Source organism: Micromonospora sp. WMMD812 (genome assembly GCF_027497215.1).
Classification (GTDB): Bacteria; Actinomycetota; Actinomycetes; order Mycobacteriales; family Micromonosporaceae; genus Micromonospora.
Genome location: NZ_CP114904.1, coordinates 2,209,864 through 2,225,569, shown reverse-complemented (window position 1 = coordinate 2,225,569; position 15,706 = coordinate 2,209,864). Strand labels below are relative to the sequence as shown.

Below are 15,706 nucleotides of genomic sequence, written 5' to 3'. Positions count from 1 at the left end.
GTCTGCGTGGACCTCCCGCTGGCCCACCTCGACCGGCCCTTCGACTACCTGGTCCCGGCCGAGTCGGACGCGGCGGCCGTGCCGGGCGCCCGGGTGAAGGTCCGCTTCGCCGGCCAACTGGTCGACGGGTGGCTGCTGGAACGCACCGACGACTCCGGGCACACCGGCCGGCTCGCGTACCTGGAGAAGGTCGTCTCCCCGGAGCCGGTGCTGTCGCCCGAGGTGACCCGGCTGGCCCGCGCGGTCGCCGACCGGTACGCCGGCAGCCTCGCCGACGTGCTCCGGCTCGCCGTGCCGCCGCGGCACGCCCGGGTGGAGAAGGAGCCGCACGAGCCCGCACCGCCGGCCGAGCCGCCGCCGCCACCCGACCCGGAGGGCTGGCGGGGCTATCCGGCCGGCCCGGCCTACCTGCGGGCGCTCAACGACGGGCGGACACCCCGCGCGGTCTGGTCCGCCCTGCCCGGGGAGGACTGGGCGGCCCGGTACGCCGAGGCCGTCGCCGCCACGGTGGCCGGCGGTCGCGGCGCGGTCGTGGTGGTCGCCGACAACCGGGACCTGGACCGGCTGGACGCGGCGGTGGCCGCCGCGCTCGGCCCGGGTCGGCACGTGACCCTCTCCGCCGCGCTCGGTCCGGCCCGGCGCTACCGGGCTTTCCTCGCCGCCCGCCGCGGCGACGTGCCGGTGGTGATCGGCACCCGGGCGGCGATGTTCGCCCCGGTCGAGCGGCTGGGCCTGGTCGCGGTCTGGGACGACGGGGACGACCTGCACGCCGAGCCGCGGGCGCCGTACCCGCACGCCCGCGAGGTGCTGCTCACCCGGGCCCAGCTCGCCGGGGCCGCTGCCCTGGTCGGCGGGTTCGCCCGCACCGCCGAGGCGCAGCTGCTGGTGGAGACCGGTTGGGCCCGCGAGGTGGTCGCCGATCGGGCGACCGTGCGGGCGCGTACGCCGGCCATCGCGCCGACCGGCGACGACCCGCAGCTGGCCCGCGACCCCGGGGCGGCGACCGCGCGGCTGCCCAGCCTGGCCTGGACCGCGGCCCGGGACGCCCTCCGGGCCGACCTGCCGGTGCTGGTCCAGGTGCCCCGGCGCGGCTACCTGCCCGCGGTGTCGTGCGCCGACTGCCGCACCCCGGCCCGCTGCCCCGCCTGCGCGGGCCCCCTCGCGCTGCCCTCGGCGGCCGGCACCCCGGCCTGCCGCTGGTGCGGCCGGGTCGCCGCCGCGTACGCCTGTCCCGAGTGCGGCGGGCGGCGGCTGCGGGCCGCGGTCACCGGCGCCCGGCGCACCGCGGAGGAGCTGGGGCGGGCCTTTCCCGGCGTGCCGGTGCGCACCTCCGGCCGGGAGGAGGTGCTCACCGAGGTGCCCGGCGGCGCCGGTCTGGTGATCGCGACGCCGGGGGCCGAACCGCTCGCCGAGGGCGGCTACGGCGCCGTGCTGCTGCTCGACTCGTGGGCCCTGCTCACCCGGGCCGACCTGCGCGCCGGGGAGGAGGCGCTGCGTCGCTGGCTGGCCGCGGCGGCGCTGGCCCGGCCCGCCGGGGCGGGCGGCCGGGTGGTGGTGGTCGCCGACGGCGCGCTCGCCCCGGTGCAGGCGCTGCTGCGCTGGGACGCCGCGTGGTTCGCCGCCCGGGAGCTGGCCGAGCGGCGCGAGCTGGGTTTCCCGCCCGCGGTGCGGATGGCCAGCGTGACGGGCCTTCCGGTGGCGGTCGCGGACCTGCTCGCCGAGGCGCGGTTGCCGGACGGGGCCGAGGTGCTCGGGCCGGTACCGGCCGACGGTGAGCGGGAGCGGATGCTGGTCCGGGTGCCCCGCGCCCGGGCGGCCGCCCTGGCCGACGCGCTGCACACCGCGGCCGGCGCGCGCAGCGCCCGCAAGGCGGCCGACCCGGTCCGCCTCCAGGTCGACCCGCTCAGCCTGTTCTAGCCCGGCGCCCGGGGTCACGACTGCCGGCGGAGGTCGCGCCGCGACCGGTGGCGGAGACGCCGGGACCCGCGCCGTGACCGGCGGCGGCAGCGGCCCGGCGAGCAGCCCCGCGACCCGCGCCGGAGCGCCCACCCGGCCGGGTGACCTGCGCGGCGTCGGACGCCGCGTGCGGCGGTCGGCTGCCCGGACAGTGATAGAGTCGCCCGTCATGCCCGGGCGTACGGACGGCGCGACAACGGCGGAAACGCGTCGGGCCGACGCCACATCGACGATGTCAAGAAGCCGGTAACCAGGGGTGGACCAGTCGTGACCGTTCGTCAATCGATCGTCTTCAACGGCGACCTCGGCAGCGGCAAGAGCACGGTGTCGGTGGAGATCGCCAAGCGGCTGGGGCTGCGCCGGGTCAGCGTCGGCGACCTCTACCGGCAGATGGCGCAGGAGCGGCAGATGACCGCGCTCCAGCTCAACCTCCACGCCGAGCTCGACCAGGCGGTCGACGGCTACGTCGACCAGCTGCAGCGGGACATCGCCGCGTCCGGCGAGAGCCTCGTCATGGACTCCCGGCTGGCCTGGCACTTCTTCGGCGACGCGCTCAAGGTGCACATGATCACCGAGCCGGGCGAGGCGGCCCGCCGGGTGCTGGCGCGCCCGTCCGGGCCGGCGGAGAGCTACACCTCGCTCGAGGAGGCCAAGGCCAAGCTGCGCGAGCGCAGCGAGAGTGAGCGGAGCCGGTTCCTGGTCCGTTACGGGGTGGACAAGGCCCGCCTGCGCAACTACGACCTGGTCTGCGACACCACCCGGGCGAACGCCGAAGAGGTCATCGAGCACATCGTCGCCGCGTACCAGGGCGACCTCGGCGCCGACGTGCTGCGCGACGGCCCGCCGCTGCTGCTGCTCGACCCGGCCCGGGTCTACCCGACCGAGGACATCACCACCCTGCGCGGCCTGTGGGACTCCGAGTTCGTCGACGGCGTGGCGGGCGCAGGCGACGCGGCCCTGGAGCCGCTGCGGATCGGCTACACGGGTGAGTACTTCTTCGTGGTCGACGGCCATCGCCGCCTCAGCGCCGCCCTGCAGAGCGGCTTCCCCCTGGTGCCGGCGCAGCTGGTCGCCGAGGTGGACGAGCCGGTGGTCGGCGGGATGAGCGCGGTCGAGTACTTCACGGCCCAGGTCCGCCCGGGGACCGTCTACGACTGGGAGGCCGCGCACGGCATCCAGCTCCCGCTGCCCGAGCACGCCCTGCTCGCCGGCGACGCGGTGCTGGCCGGCGAGCCCGGCCACGCCGGCTGAGCCGACCCGGACACGCGCCGGATCGCCGGAGCGGCGGATCGGGGGCATGATGAAGTCCCTCGATGCCGGACGGGGAGGCTGACCGTGGACGCAGCCGACGCGCTCGCCCTGCTCATGTCGCCGCAGGGGCGGGTCGATCCGTACCCGACGTACGAACGGCTGCGGGCGCACGGGCCGGTGGTCCAGGCGGGGCCGGTCTTCTACGTGGTCACCGGCTACGCCGAGGCCGACGAGCTGCTCCGCGACCCGCGTCTCGGCGTGATGGACGACGAGATCCGCGACGGCCTCTGGCCCGGCTGGCGGGACAGCCCCGCCGTGACGTCGATCTCCCGGTCGATGCTGCGGACCAATCCGCCCGACCACAGCCGGATGCGTCGGCTGGCCGCCGGCGCGTTCAGCCCGCGGCGGATCGCCGGGATGCGCGACGTGGTCGTCGCCCAGGCCGACGAGCTGGTCGACGCGATGGTCGAGCGGGGCCGGCAGGGCGAGCCGGTGGACTTCCTGGCCGACTTCGGGTACCCGCTGCCGGTTGGCGTGATCTGCGCGCTGCTGGGCGTGCCGGCGGCCGACCGGCCGTCGTTCCGCCGGTGGGCGGCCGACCTGACCGGGATCCTGGAGCCGGAGATCACCACCGAGGAGCTGGCCGTCGCCGACCGCGGCGCGGCCGAGCTGCGCGGCTACTTCGCGGAGCTGGTCGAGGCCCGGCGCCGGGCCCCGGCCGACGACCTGACCACCGCGCTGGTGCAGGTGCACGACGCCGACGGCGACCGGCTCTCCGGCGACGAGCTGCTGGCGAACCTGGTGGTGCTGCTGGTCGCGGGCTTTGAGACCACCACCAACCTGCTCGGCAACGGCCTCGTCGTGCTGCTGGCGCACCCCCGCGAGGCGGGCGCGCTGCGCGAGCACCCCGACCTCGCCCCGGCGTACGTCGAGGAACTGCTCCGCTACGACTCGCCGGTGCAGCTGACCACCCGGATGACCACCGAGCCCGTGCGGTGCGGCGGGCTCGGCCTGCCGGCCGGCAGCTGGGCGCTGCTGCTGCTCGGAGCGGCGAACCGGGACCCCCGGCGGTATTCCGAGCCGGGCCGGTTCGACCCGTGGCGGGCGCAGGCGCACCCGCTCTCGTTCGGTGCCGGACCGCACTACTGCCTCGGTGCCGGGTTGGCCCGACTGGAGGCGCAGGTGGCCTTCCCGTTGCTGCTGCGCCGGCTGCCGGAGCTGGCCCTGGCCGGCCGGCCGCGGCGGCGGACGCGACTCACCCTGCGCGGGTACGACACCCTGCCGGTGACGCTCGGCACACCCGCGGCGACCGATCGCGGTACGCCGGCCGGGGCCCGACCCGGTACTCCGTAGACTGGTACGGCCCCGGTCGTCCCACCCCAGAAGGAGCCGTCCCGCGTGACCGTCCAGCCCATCCGTCTGTTCGGGGATCCGGTGCTGCGCACGCCGGCCGATCCGGTGGTCGACTTCGACGCCGAGCTGCGTCGGCTCATCGCCGACCTGACCGACACCATGCGTGAGCAGAACGGCGCCGGCCTGGCCGCGCCGCAGCTCGGCGTGGGCCTTCGGGTGTTCACCTTCGACGTCGACGACGTCCTCGGCCACCTGGTCAACCCCGTCCTGGAGTTTCCGGACGCCGAGGAGCAGGACGGCCCGGAGGGCTGCCTCTCCATCCCCGGGCTCTACTTCGACACGAAGCGCCGGCAGAACGTGGTCGCCAAGGGCTTCAACGGCTACGGCGACCCGGTGCAGATCGTCGGCACCGGCCTGATGTCCCGCTGCGTGCAGCACGAGACCGACCACCTCGACGGCGTGCTCTTCGTCGACCGCCTCGACCCGGCCGGGCGCAAGGAGGCGATGAAGGCGATCCGCCAGGCGGAGTGGTACGACGTGGCCGCCCCGCCGGTCGTCAAGCTCAGCCCGCACGCCGCGAGCGCGGACAGCCCCTTCGGCCTGGGTCGGTGACGGCCCGGTGCGCGTGATCTTCGCCGGCACGCCGGCCGTCGCCGTCCCCGCCCTGGCCGCCGTCGCCGACTCCGGGCACGAGCTGGTCGCCGTGGTCACCCGTCCCGACGCGCCCGCCGGGCGGGGTCGCGGCCTGTCCCGCTCCCCGGTGGGGGCGTGGGCCGACGAGCACGGCGTCGAGGTGCTCACCCCGGCCCGCCCGCGCGAGCCGGAGTTCCTGGACCGGCTGCGCGAGCTGGCACCGGACTGCGTGCCGGTGGTCGCCTACGGGGCGCTCGTGCCACCGGCCGCGCTGGAGATCCCGCGCCACGGGTGGGTGAACCTGCACTTCTCGCTGTTGCCGGCCTGGCGCGGCGCGGCGCCCGTGCAGCACGCCGTGCTGCACGGCGACGAGCTGACCGGGGCCAGCGTCTTCCAGCTCGAGGAGGGGTTGGACACCGGGCCGGTCTACGGCACGCTGACCGACGAGATCCGCCCGAGCGACACCTCGGGCGACCTGTTGGAGCGGCTGGCCCAGTCCGGCGCCGGCCTGCTGGTGGCGGTGCTCGACGCGATCTCCGACGGCACCGCGCGGGCCGAGGCGCAGCCGGCCGACGGGGTGTCGCTGGCGCCGAAGCTGACCGTCGAAGACGCCCGGGTGCGCTGGAGCGATCCGGCCTTCGCCGTGGACCGGCGGATCCGGGCCTGCACCCCGGCGCCGGGCCCGTGGACCACCTTCCGCGACGAGCGGGTCAAGCTGGGTCCGGTGACGCCGGTGGCGAACGGCCCCGACCTCAAGCCGGGCGAGCTGCTGGTGGAGAAGTCCCGGGTGCTGGCCGGCACCGCCACCGTTCCGGTGCAGCTGGGTGAGGTGCGGGCGGCCGGCAAGCGGGCGATGCCGGCGACCGACTGGGCGCGCGGCGTCCGGGTCGCAGCCGGCGAGGTCCTGGCGTGACCGCGCCGGACCGCGACGACCGTGCCAGCGGCGCCGGGGCGTCCGACGGCCGGTCCGGTCCGCGCACGGCGGGCGCCGGGCGCGGCGACCGGCCGAGTGGTGACCGCCGCGGCGAGCCGCGCGACGGAAGGGGCGGCGGCCGGCCGGCCGGCGGACGCGCCGGCGATCGACCGGCGGGCGGTGCCCGGTGGAGCGCCCGTGCCGGCATGGACCGCCGCACCGGCCGGGGTGGCCGGCCGGCGGTGGACCTGCCGCGGCACGCGGCGTACCAGGCGATCGCCGCGGTCAACCGGGACGACGCGTTCGCCAACCTGGTCCTGCCGGCGATCCTCCGCGAGGAGGGGCTGGTCGGCCGGGACGCGGCCTTCGCCACCGAGCTGACCTACGGCACCCTGCGCCACCTCGGCACGCTGGACGCGATCCTCACCGCCGCCGCCGGCCGCGACGTGGAGCGCATCGACCCGCCGGTACGCGACGCGCTGCGCCTCGGGGCGTACCAGCTGCTGCACACCCGCGTCCCGGCGCACGCGGCGGTCTCCTCGACCGTCGACCTGGTCCGCGCGGTGGGCCCCGGCGCGACCGGCTTCGCCAACGCCGTGCTCCGCGAGGTCGCCGGCCGGGACGCCGACGCGTGGGTCCAGCAGCTCGCGCCGAGCATCGAGAGCGACCCGATCGGGCACCTGGCGCTGACCTACAGCCACCCACAGTGGATCGTGCGCGCCTTCGCCGAGGCGCTCGGCGGCGACCTCGGCGAGACCGCCCGGCTGCTGATCGAGGACAACGAACGCCCACCGGTGCACCTGTGCGCCCGCCCCGGCCTCGCCGACCCGATCGAGCTGGCCGACGAGGTCGGCGGCGCCCCGGGCGCCTTCTCGCCGTACGCGGTGTACCTGTCCGGCGGCGCGCCGGGCGACCTGCCGGCGGTGGCCGAGGGCCGCGCCCACGTCCAGGACGAGGGTTCCCAGCTGGTGGCGACCGCGCTGGCGGCGGCGCCGCTGAACGGCCCGGACGGGCGCTGGCTGGACCTCTGCGCCGGCCCCGGCGGCAAGGCCGGGCTGCTCGGCGCCCTCGCCGCCCAGCGCGGCGCCCGGCTGACCGCGGTCGAGGTGGCCGAGCACCGCGCCCGGCTGGTCGAGCAGGCCACCCGGGGCCTGCCGGTGACCGTGCTGCACACCGACGGACGCGGTGTGGGGCTGGAGCCGAAGCTGCCGGAGGAGCACTTCGACCGGGTGCTGGTCGACGCGCCCTGCACCGGCCTGGGCTCGCTGCGCCGGCGGCCGGAGTCCCGCTGGCGGCGGCAGCCGTCGGACCTTCCCGCGCTGACCCGGTTGCAGCGCGAGCTGCTCGGGGCCGCGCTGCGCGCGGTGCGCCCCGGTGGCCTGGTCGCCTATGTCACCTGCTCGCCGCACACGGTGGAGACGCACGTGACGGTCACCGAGGCGGCCCGTCGCTCCGGGGTGCCGGTGGACTTCGTCGACGCCCGGCCGCTGCTGCCGGCCGGCATGCCGGGGTTGGGTGACGGCCCGACGGTGCAGCTGTGGCCACACCGGCACGGCACCGACGCGATGTTCCTCGCCGTCCTGCGCCGGACCTGACCCGGCCCGTTCGGCACGCCGACAGCGGAAGAGTGGCTGTTCCACCCGGAACAGCCACTCTTTCCGTACCCGGGGCCGGCCCGGTGCGCGAGCGCGGGGCAGGGGCTCAGGTGACCGGGAGACCCTTGGTGCCGGCGCCCTTCATGGAGCGGGTGAGGGCGCGGTCGCTGACCCAGAGGAAGCACTGCACGCCGCGGTTGCCGTTGCGCCACTCCTGCTCGAACGGGTGGTAGAAGATCGTGCCGGCGCGGTACTGGAGGTTGTTGTCGTTCGGCACCTTGACGTAGTCGGCGATCATCTTCTGGCACGCCTTGTGGATGCGCAGCGTGGTCCGGGTGAACTCGGCGTAGCTGATGTCCGGCGCCTGGTACACCCCGACGAACTCGGCGTGGTGCTTGCCCGTGCAGGCGGCCGGCACCATCTCGTCGACGTCGTCCTTTACCAGCTTCGGGTCGAAGCAGCGGTACGCCAGCTTCGAGTCGCCCTTCAGCGCGTCGCGCAGGCTGCCCTCCCGAAGGCCGACGAACGTGTCGTCGAGGCCCTTGGTCTCGCTGACGTCGCAGCGGAACCACCGGGCACCGCCGGTCCACGCCGGGGGCGACGGGAACACCACGTCGACGGCCAGCTTGCCGGTCCGCCAGTCGGCGCCGACGGCCTTGTTGATCTCCCGGTCGCATTCCGCCCGCGCGGCGCGCATGCCCACCGAGCCAGCCGGCGGGGGCGTGCTCCGCTCGGCGCCGGCGCCGGAGAGGGTGCCGACGTGCAGCGTCTCCACCCGGTGCGACTCCGTGCACGCGACCGGGTTGTACGAGGTCAGGTAGCCGACGTCCTGGATGGCGTGGTGGCAGACCCCGGCAGCGGGCACGAAGGTCTGCGCCGCCGCGGGCGCCGGCCAGTCGTCGGTGAGGTCCGCGTCCAGGCCGGCCGGGGCGCACCCGACGAGACCCAGCACCGCCACCGCGCCCACGGCGACCGCCGTCCACCACCGTCGCATCCGCCGACCTCCCCGCCGACCGCGGTCACGTCCACCGGCGATCGTCGACCGGTTGTGCCACGGCGCAGCAGCATACGGCACCACCGCTCAGATCGCGGGAAGTCCCTGCGGACCCACGCCGCGCATCGACCGGGTCAACTGCCGGTCGTCGCTCCACAGGAAACAGCGCACCCCCCGGTCGCCCTCCTCCCACTCCCGCTGCGACGGCGGGTAGTAGATGGAGCCGGCCCGGTACGCCAGGTCGCTGTTGTTGGGCACCGCGGCGAAGGCGGCGATCAGCGCCATGCAGCGCTGGTGCGTCACGCCCGGGGTGGCGGTGAACTCCGCCCAGCTCATGTCCCGCTCGACGTACACGCCCACGAACTCGGCCCGGTGCGGCTCGCTGCAGAGCACCGGCGCCATGTAGTTGAGGTTCTCGCCGATCAGCTTCGGGTCGAAGCAGCGGTGGACGAGTGGCGAGTCGCCGACCATCGCCCCGCGCAGGCTGCCGGTGCGGTTGACCGGGCGGGTGTTGTCGATGCTGTCGGTCTCGCTCAGGTCGCAGCGGAACCACCGGGCGCCGCCGGCCCAGGCCGCCGTGGAGGGCAGCGCGATGTTGAGGGTGAGTCGGGCGGAGTGCCAGTCGCCGCCGAGCACCTCCCGGGCCCGCTGGTCGCACTCGGCCCGCGCGGTCCGCAGCGCCGGCGAACCGGGCTCCGGACGCGGGCCGGCGGGCAGCCCGGTGAACGCGCCGACGTGGACGGCTTCCGCCAGGTGGTTGCGGGCGCAGTCCACCGTCTCGTACGTGCTGGCCTGCACGACGGAGGTGATCCGGGGCAGGCAGGTGTCGGTGGCCGGGATGAAGATCTTCGGCGGCGGCATCGCCCGCCAGTCGTCGACCAGGTCGCCGTCCGCACCGTGCGGTCGCAGGCAGCCGGTCAGCAGGACCATCGCCGCGCCGGCCAGCGCCAGCGCCCCGAGCCACCGTCGCATCGTCCGCCCTTCCCGGGTAGCTGGTGAGCGGTGGTCTCGCCGCCGGCGACCGCCGCCGGCCGCCGTGCCACCCGTCACCGTCCCTGTTGGAGTTTCGTCCGGTTTCCGTCGTTCGGCCAGTCGCGGATGTCTCTTCGTCCGGATTCACGCGCCCGGACCGGCCAATTCTGCACCATTGGTCACCGTCGGGTCACCGCCCGTCCCCGCGGGTGCGGTGGTGCCGGCGATGGATGACCGCGTTCGTACACTGGCCCCGTGACCGTACCGCCGCCCATCGTCGCGCCCAGCATCCTCGCCGCCGACTTCGCCCGCCTCGCCGATGAGGTCCGTGCCGTCGAGAACGCCGCGGACTGGTTGCACGTCGACGTGATGGACAACCACTTCGTGCCGAACCTGACCATCGGGCTGCCGGTGGTGCAGAGTCTGCGGGCCGTGACCCAGATCCCGTTCGACGTGCACCTGATGATCGAGGATCCGCGGCGGTGGGCCCCCGGCTACGCCGACGCCGGGGCGTACAACGTCACGTTCCACGCCGAGGCGTGCGACGATCCCGTCGCGCTGGCCAAGGACCTCCGCTCGGCCGGTGCGAAGGCGGGGCTGGCGATCGACCGGGACACCGCGATCGAGCCGTACCTGGAACTGCTGCCGAGCTTCGACACGCTGCTGATCATGACGATCAAGGCCGGCTTCGGCGGGCAGCGCTTCATCCCGCAACTGCTGGACAAGGTCCGCACCGCCCGCCGGCACGTCTCCACCGGCCACCTCGAACTGCGCATCGAGGTCGACGGGGGGATCGCCGCCGACACCATCGAGCAGGCCGCCGCCGCCGGCGCCGACGCCTTCGTCGCCGGCACCGCCGTCTACGGCGCCGACGACCCCGCCGAGGCGGTACGCCGGCTGCGGGCCCTCGCGGAACGCGCGGCCCCCGGGGCCTGAGGTGGACCCCGCCGGGGAGCGCCCGGACGTCATCCTCGTCGTCGACGACGACGAGGACATCGCGCGCTTCGTCGAGTTCAACCTGCGGCTGCACGGCTTCGAGGTGATCCACGCCAGCGACGGCCAGGAGGCGCTCGAGGTGATCGAGCGCCAGCGGCCGGACCTGGCGGTGGTCGACCTGATGATGCCCCGGATCGACGGCCTGGAGCTGACCCGGCGGCTGCGGGCCGACCCGATGACCTCCGCCCTGCCGGTGATCATGCTGACCGCCAAGGGCATGACCGTGGACAAGGTGCACGGCCTCAGCGCCGGCGCCGACGACTACCTGGTCAAGCCGTTCGACACCGCCGAGCTGGTCGCCCGGGTCAGCTCCACGCTGCGGCGCAACAAGGAGTTCCGCGAGGTCTCCCCGCTGACCGGGCTGCCCGGCAACAGCCGCATCCGCCGGGAGATCGCCGACCGGGTGCGCAGCGGCTCCGACTACGCCGTCGGCTACATCGACATCGACCGGTTCAAGAGCGTCAACGACCGGTACGGCTTCGTCCGCGGCGACGACTTCATCTCGGCGCTCGCCCGCAGCCTGCACCGGGCGGTGGTGTCGGTGGGGCTGCCACCGGCCTTCCTCGGGCACGTCGGCGGCGACGACTTCGTGATCGTCTGCTCCCCGGACCAGGTCCGGCCGCTGACCTCCCGGGCCGTGGTCGACTTCGAGAAGGCGGCCGACACGCTCTACGACCCGACCGACCGGGAGCGCGGCTTCGTCGAGCTGAAGGACCGGCGGGGCAACATCCGCCGGGCCGCCCTGGTCACCCTGTCGATCGGGGTCTCCCTCTCCGACTCGGGCAAGCGGTTCACCGACCCCCTCGAGGCCATCGCGGTGGCCAGCGAGATGAAGACGGTGGCCAAGAGCCAGCCCGGGTCGTACGTCGCGGTCGACCGGCGCCGCGGCGTCACGTGATCGCGTACCGCCGCTGTGAAGTAGCTCGCCTCGCTGGCGACACCCCCCGGTCGGCGTGTAAGACTGCCGGTGTACCCACCACGCGCTGGCGGGACTCGGTGTAATTCCGAACCGGCGGTGATCCACGGCCCCGGCCGTGGTCAGCCCGCGACCCGGTCGGCTCTGCCGCCCGGTGGACCTGGTGTGAACCCAGGGCCGACGGTTGGGGGCGGGGCATCCCGCGCCCAGACAGTCCGGATGGGAGACAGCGCGCGGGACGGATGGGTCGTGCCGACCGCTGGCGTCAGCGTGCCGTGCCGACCACCCGGGTCGGCTGTGCCGTTCCCGGACCTCCGCCGCCTGCCCGCGGCCTGCTGGCCGTTGCCTCCCGACCCGCCCGCGCACGGACCGGCGAGTGAGAGGGCAGGGACAGGCGATGGCGGGCGTCTCCGTCGACGAGGCGATGCGTCGGGCGATCGAACTCGGCGCGCGCGGGCTCGGCACCACGAGCCCGAACCCGGTGGTCGGCTGTGTCCTGCTGGACGCCGACGGCCAGGTCGTCGGCGAGGGCTTCCACGCGTACGCCGGCGGGCCGCACGCCGAGATCGTCGCGCTCGCCCAGGCCGGGGAGCGAGCCCGTGGCGGCACCGCGGTGGTCACCCTGGAGCCCTGCGACCACACCGGTCGCACCGGCCCCTGCAGCCTCGCGCTCGTCCAGGCTGGGGTGTCCCGGGTGGTGATCGCCGTGCCCGACCCGAACCCGGTGGCCTCCGGCGGCGCGGCCACCCTGCGGTCGGCGGGCGTGCGGGTGGACGTCGGGGTACGCGGCGAGGAGGCCGAGGCCGGGAACATCGCCTGGTTGACCTCCATGCGCCGCGGCTGGCCGTACGTGATCTGGAAGTTCGCCGCGACCGTGGACGGCCGGTCGGCGGCGGCCGACGGGACCAGCATGTGGATCACCTCTGAGGCGGCCCGGATGGACGTGCACGCGCTGCGCGGCACGGTCGACGCGGTCGTCGTCGGGGTGGGCACCGTGCTCGCCGACGACCCCCGGCTGACCGCCCGCAACCTGCGCGACGGCAGCCTGGCCATCCGCCAGCCGCTGCGGGTGGTGGTGGACAGCGCGGGGCGTACCCCGGAGGGCGCCCTCGTCCGCGACGGCGCCGCGCGCACCTGGATCGCCACCGCCGCCGAGGTCGGCGCCGGCACGGACGGCCGGGTCGACCTACCGGCGCTGCTCGCGGCGCTGCACCAGCGCGGGGTCCGCGCGGTGCTGCTGGAGGGCGGGCCGCAGCTGGCCGGCGCGTTCCTGGCCGCCGGCCTGGTCGACAAGATCGTCGGGTACGTCGCGCCGCGGTTGCTCGGCGCCGGCCCGGCCGCGTTGGTCGACGCCGGTGTGACCACGATCGCGGAGGCCATCGATCTGGAGTTCGTCGACGTTACGCAGATCGGTCCGGATCTGCGGATCACCGCGCTGCCCCGGAAGAGGGAGGGCTGACATGTTCACCGGCATCGTCGAGGAGCTGGGCGAGGTCGTTCGTGTGACGGCGACCGCGGGAGACTCGGCGCTGGTCGCCGTCCGTGGCCCGCTGGTCACCGCCGACGCCCGGCACGGGGACTCCATCGCGGTCAACGGGGTCTGCCTGACCGTGGTGGACGTCTCCGACGGCGTCTTCACCGCGGACGTGATGGGCGAGACGCTGCGGCGCTCCGCGCTGGGCGCGCTGCGCCCGGGCGCCCCGGTCAACCTGGAACGCGCCGCCACGCTGGGCAGCCGGCTCGGCGGGCACCTGGTGCAGGGCCACGTCGACGGGGTCGGCGAGGTGCTCTCCCGGGAGCCGGCGGAGCAGTGGGAGACGGTCCGGTTCCGACTCCCGGCAGACCTGGCACGGTACGTGGTCGAGAAGGGCTCGATCACCGTTGACGGCGTGTCGCTGACCGTCGCCGGCGTCGGTGCGGACTGGTTCGCCGTCGGGCTCATCCCGACCACCCTGAAGCTGACCACGCTCGGCGCCCGAGGCGTCGGCGACCCGGTCAACCTCGAGGTGGACGTGCTGGCCAAGTACGTCGAGCGGCTGCTCGGCGACCGGACGGCCGAGGGCCCGGTCGGCGCGGGCGCGGTCGCTCCCGGGGGTCCCCTGGCGGCCGCCGGCCCGGCCGAGGCCGGTGGACCGGACGGCGTCGCGCCGGCGGGCGAGGTGGCCTGATGGGCCCGCTGCACTGGCTGCTCGACGCGCAGGTGAGCATCGCCGGCTCGCCGGTGCTGGTCCGGGAGATCGTCGGCAACGTCTTCGGGCTCGCCTCCGCGCTGCTCGGCCTGCGCCGCGTGGTGTGGGCCTGGCCGGTCGGCATGGTGGGCAACGTGCTGCTGTTCACCGTGTTCCTCGGCGCGGCGTTCGCCACCCCGCAGGCACACGACCTGTACGGCCAGGCCGGCCGGCAGGTGTTCTTCTTCGCCGTCAGCGTGTACGGCTGGTGGCGCTGGTCGCGGACCCGCAAGCTCGGCGAGGTGGCGGACCGGGGCGCGGTGGCGCCACGCTGGGCCACCGGCCGCGAGCGGCTGGCCCTACTGGCTGCCCTCGCGCTCGGCACCGCCGCGGCGTACCCGGCGCTCGCCGCGCTCGGCTCCTGGGGTCCGCTGCCGGACGCCTGGATCCTCACCGGCAGCCTGCTCGCCACGTACGGCATGGCCCGTGGCTGGGTCGAGTTCTGGCTGATCTGGATCGCCGTGGACGCGGTGGGCGTGCCGTTGCTGTTGCGCGGCGGGTTCTACCCGTCCGCCGCCATGTACCTCGTCTACGGCGCATTCTGCGTCTGGGGCTTCGTCAGCTGGTGGCGCACGTCGCGCGTGCTCCGGCCGGCCCGCGTCCCGATCCCGCCGACCTACACGGAGGCAGTGGCATGAGCTTTGGCACCATCGAGCAGGCGCTGGCGGACATCGCCGCCGGCCGGCCGGTGGTCGTCGTCGACGACGCCGACCGGGAGAACGAGGGCGACCTGATCTTCGCCGCCGAACTGGCGACGCCGGAGCTGCTCGCGTTCATGGTCCGCTACACGTCCGGGTACGTCTGCGTCCCGCTCACCGAGAGCGAGGCCGACCGGCTCGACCTGCCGCCGATGCACCACACCAACCAGGACCGGCGGGGGACCGCGTACACGGTGACCGTCGACGCCCGCGAGGGGGTCAGCACCGGCATCTCGGCCGCCGACCGGGCGCACACCATCCGCCTGCTCGCCGACGCGACCACCGGGCCGACCGACCTGGCCCGGCCCGGACACGTGGTGCCGCTGCGCGCCCGCGAGGGCGGCGTGCTGCGCCGCCCCGGGCACACCGAGGCGGCCGTCGACCTCACCCGGCTGGCCGGCCTGCGCCCGGCCGGCGTGCTCTGCGAGCTGATCAACGACGACGGCACCATGATGCGGCTGCCCGACCTGGAGAAGTTCTGCGCCGAGCACTCGCTGACGCTGATCACCATCGCCGATTTGGTCGCCTACCGGCGGCGGACCGAGAAGCAGGTCGAGCTGGTCGCCGACACCCGGATGCCCACCGAGCACGGGGTGTTCCGGGCGCTGGGCTACCGCAGCGCGCACGACTCGTCCGAGCACGTCGCGATGGTGTACGGCGACGTCGGCGACGGCCAGGACGTGCTGGTCCGGGTGCACTCCGAGTGCCTGACCGGGGACGTCTTCGGCTCGCTGCGCTGCGACTGCGGCCCACAGCTCGACGCCGCCCTGGCCCGGGTGGCCCGGGAGGGGCGCGGCGTGGTGCTCTACATGCGCGGGCACGAGGGGCGCGGCATCGGGCTGCTGCACAAGCTGCAGGCGTACCAGTTGCAGGACCTGGGCCGCGACACCGTGGACGCCAACCTGGACCTCGGCCTGCCGGCCGACGCCCGGGACTACGGCACCGGCGCGCAGATCCTCTATGACCTCGGGGTGCGGTCGATGCGGCTGCTCACCAACAATCCGGCGAAGCGGGCCGGGTTGGAGGGGTACGGCCTGACCATCACCGGCCGCGAGGGCCTGCCGGTGCGCCCGCACCCGGAGAACGTCCGGTACCTGCGTACGAAGCGGGACCGGATGGGACATCTGCTCGACGAGTTGGACGAGGTCACCGAGGCGCCGGCCGGCCGGCTGCCCGCGGGTGACGAGATCGGAGCGTAGAC

Annotated in this window: 14 protein-coding genes; 12 read left to right on the top strand and 2 right to left on the bottom strand. The window is 75.2% G+C overall.

All coding sequences use genetic code 11. The annotated features are described in order from the left end of the window. Positions 1–6: 6 nt before the first annotated feature. From O7603_RS10060 to O7603_RS10035, 6 genes are all read left to right on the top strand, one after another. The gene (locus tag O7603_RS10060) at positions 7–1,917 is read left to right on the top strand and encodes a primosomal protein N' (RefSeq protein WP_281575427.1); all 1,911 of its coding nucleotides are present in this window, start codon (positions 7–9) and stop codon (positions 1,915–1,917) included. 306 nt (positions 1,918–2,223) lie between these two features. Continuing rightward, the gene (locus tag O7603_RS10055; protein ID WP_281575426.1) at positions 2,224–3,207 is read left to right on the top strand and encodes an AAA family ATPase; all 984 of its coding nucleotides are present in this window, start codon (positions 2,224–2,226) and stop codon (positions 3,205–3,207) included. 84 nt (positions 3,208–3,291) lie between these two features. Continuing rightward, complete coding sequence (locus O7603_RS10050; RefSeq protein WP_281575425.1) at positions 3,292–4,560, top strand: cytochrome P450; 1,269 nt, start codon at positions 3,292–3,294, stop codon at positions 4,558–4,560. A gap of 45 nt (positions 4,561–4,605) precedes the next feature. Next, the gene (gene def / locus O7603_RS10045; protein WP_281575424.1) at positions 4,606–5,172 is read left to right on the top strand and encodes a peptide deformylase; all 567 of its coding nucleotides are present in this window, start codon (positions 4,606–4,608) and stop codon (positions 5,170–5,172) included. A gap of 7 nt (positions 5,173–5,179) precedes the next feature. Then, a complete protein-coding gene (gene fmt, locus O7603_RS10040) occupies positions 5,180–6,106 on the top strand; it encodes a methionyl-tRNA formyltransferase (protein ID WP_281575423.1) in 927 nt (308 codons plus the stop codon). A 206-nt stretch (positions 6,107–6,312) separates the two neighbouring features. Next, the gene (locus O7603_RS10035; protein ID WP_281575422.1) at positions 6,313–7,701 is read left to right on the top strand and encodes a transcription antitermination factor NusB; all 1,389 of its coding nucleotides are present in this window, start codon (positions 6,313–6,315) and stop codon (positions 7,699–7,701) included. 106 nt (positions 7,702–7,807) lie between these two features. Here O7603_RS10035 and O7603_RS10030 read toward each other — a convergent pair whose 3' ends face one another. Both O7603_RS10030 and O7603_RS10025 read right to left on the bottom strand, forming a co-directional pair. Continuing rightward, positions 7,808–8,695 carry a septum formation family protein gene (locus O7603_RS10030; protein WP_281575421.1) on the bottom strand — a complete coding sequence of 296 codons (888 nt, stop codon included), beginning with the start codon at positions 8,693–8,695 and terminating at the stop codon, positions 7,808–7,810. Between the two features lie 87 nt (positions 8,696–8,782). Beyond that, positions 8,783–9,667: a septum formation family protein gene (locus O7603_RS10025; RefSeq protein ID WP_281575420.1), complete on the bottom strand. Its 885-nt coding sequence runs from the start codon at positions 9,665–9,667 to the stop codon at positions 8,783–8,785. A gap of 255 nt (positions 9,668–9,922) precedes the next feature. Between O7603_RS10025 and rpe the strand changes: the two genes are divergently transcribed. From rpe to O7603_RS09995, 6 genes are all read left to right on the top strand, one after another. Then, positions 9,923–10,603 (top strand): ribulose-phosphate 3-epimerase, encoded by a 681-nt coding sequence (gene rpe / locus O7603_RS10020; RefSeq protein WP_281575419.1) that lies wholly within the window; start codon positions 9,923–9,925, stop codon positions 10,601–10,603. 1 nt (position 10,604) lies between these two features. Further along, the gene (locus tag O7603_RS10015) at positions 10,605–11,561 is read left to right on the top strand and encodes a response regulator (RefSeq protein ID WP_281575418.1); all 957 of its coding nucleotides are present in this window, start codon (positions 10,605–10,607) and stop codon (positions 11,559–11,561) included. A gap of 415 nt (positions 11,562–11,976) precedes the next feature. Further along, on the top strand, positions 11,977–13,038 hold the full coding sequence (ribD, locus tag O7603_RS10010) for a bifunctional diaminohydroxyphosphoribosylaminopyrimidine deaminase/5-amino-6-(5-phosphoribosylamino)uracil reductase RibD (RefSeq protein WP_281575417.1): 1,062 nt from the start codon (positions 11,977–11,979) through the stop codon (positions 13,036–13,038). Position 13,039: 1 nt separating this feature from the next. After that, positions 13,040–13,747, top strand: coding sequence for a riboflavin synthase (locus tag O7603_RS10005; RefSeq protein WP_281575416.1), 708 nt, complete (start codon positions 13,040–13,042; stop codon positions 13,745–13,747). Continuing rightward, positions 13,747–14,445: a nicotinamide riboside transporter PnuC gene (gene pnuC, locus O7603_RS10000; protein ID WP_281575415.1), complete on the top strand. Its 699-nt coding sequence runs from the start codon at positions 13,747–13,749 to the stop codon at positions 14,443–14,445. Before O7603_RS10005 ends, pnuC begins: the two co-directional genes overlap by 1 nt. Next, positions 14,442–15,704 carry a bifunctional 3,4-dihydroxy-2-butanone-4-phosphate synthase/GTP cyclohydrolase II gene (locus O7603_RS09995; protein WP_281575414.1) on the top strand — a complete coding sequence of 421 codons (1,263 nt, stop codon included), beginning with the start codon at positions 14,442–14,444 and terminating at the stop codon, positions 15,702–15,704. The genes pnuC and O7603_RS09995 overlap by 4 nt, the downstream gene beginning before the upstream one ends. Positions 15,705–15,706 lie beyond the last annotated feature (2 nt).

Bases quoted from the DNA above. Each gene is read 5' to 3' on its own strand.
- O7603_RS10035 (WP_281575422.1), top strand. From the start codon at position 6,313: ATGGACCGCCGCACCGGCCGGGGTGGCCGGCCGGCGGTGGACCTGCCG.
- O7603_RS10030 (WP_281575421.1), bottom strand. From the start codon at position 8,695: ATGCGACGGTGGTGGACGGCGGTCGCCGTGGGCGCGGTGGCGGTGCTG.
- O7603_RS10025 (WP_281575420.1), bottom strand. From the start codon at position 9,667: ATGCGACGGTGGCTCGGGGCGCTGGCGCTGGCCGGCGCGGCGATGGTC.
- ribD (WP_281575417.1), top strand. From the start codon at position 11,977: ATGGCGGGCGTCTCCGTCGACGAGGCGATGCGTCGGGCGATCGAACTC.
- O7603_RS10005 (WP_281575416.1), top strand. From the start codon at position 13,040: ATGTTCACCGGCATCGTCGAGGAGCTGGGCGAGGTCGTTCGTGTGACG.
- pnuC (WP_281575415.1), top strand. From the start codon at position 13,747: ATGGGCCCGCTGCACTGGCTGCTCGACGCGCAGGTGAGCATCGCCGGC.
- O7603_RS09995 (WP_281575414.1), top strand. From the start codon at position 14,442: ATGAGCTTTGGCACCATCGAGCAGGCGCTGGCGGACATCGCCGCCGGC.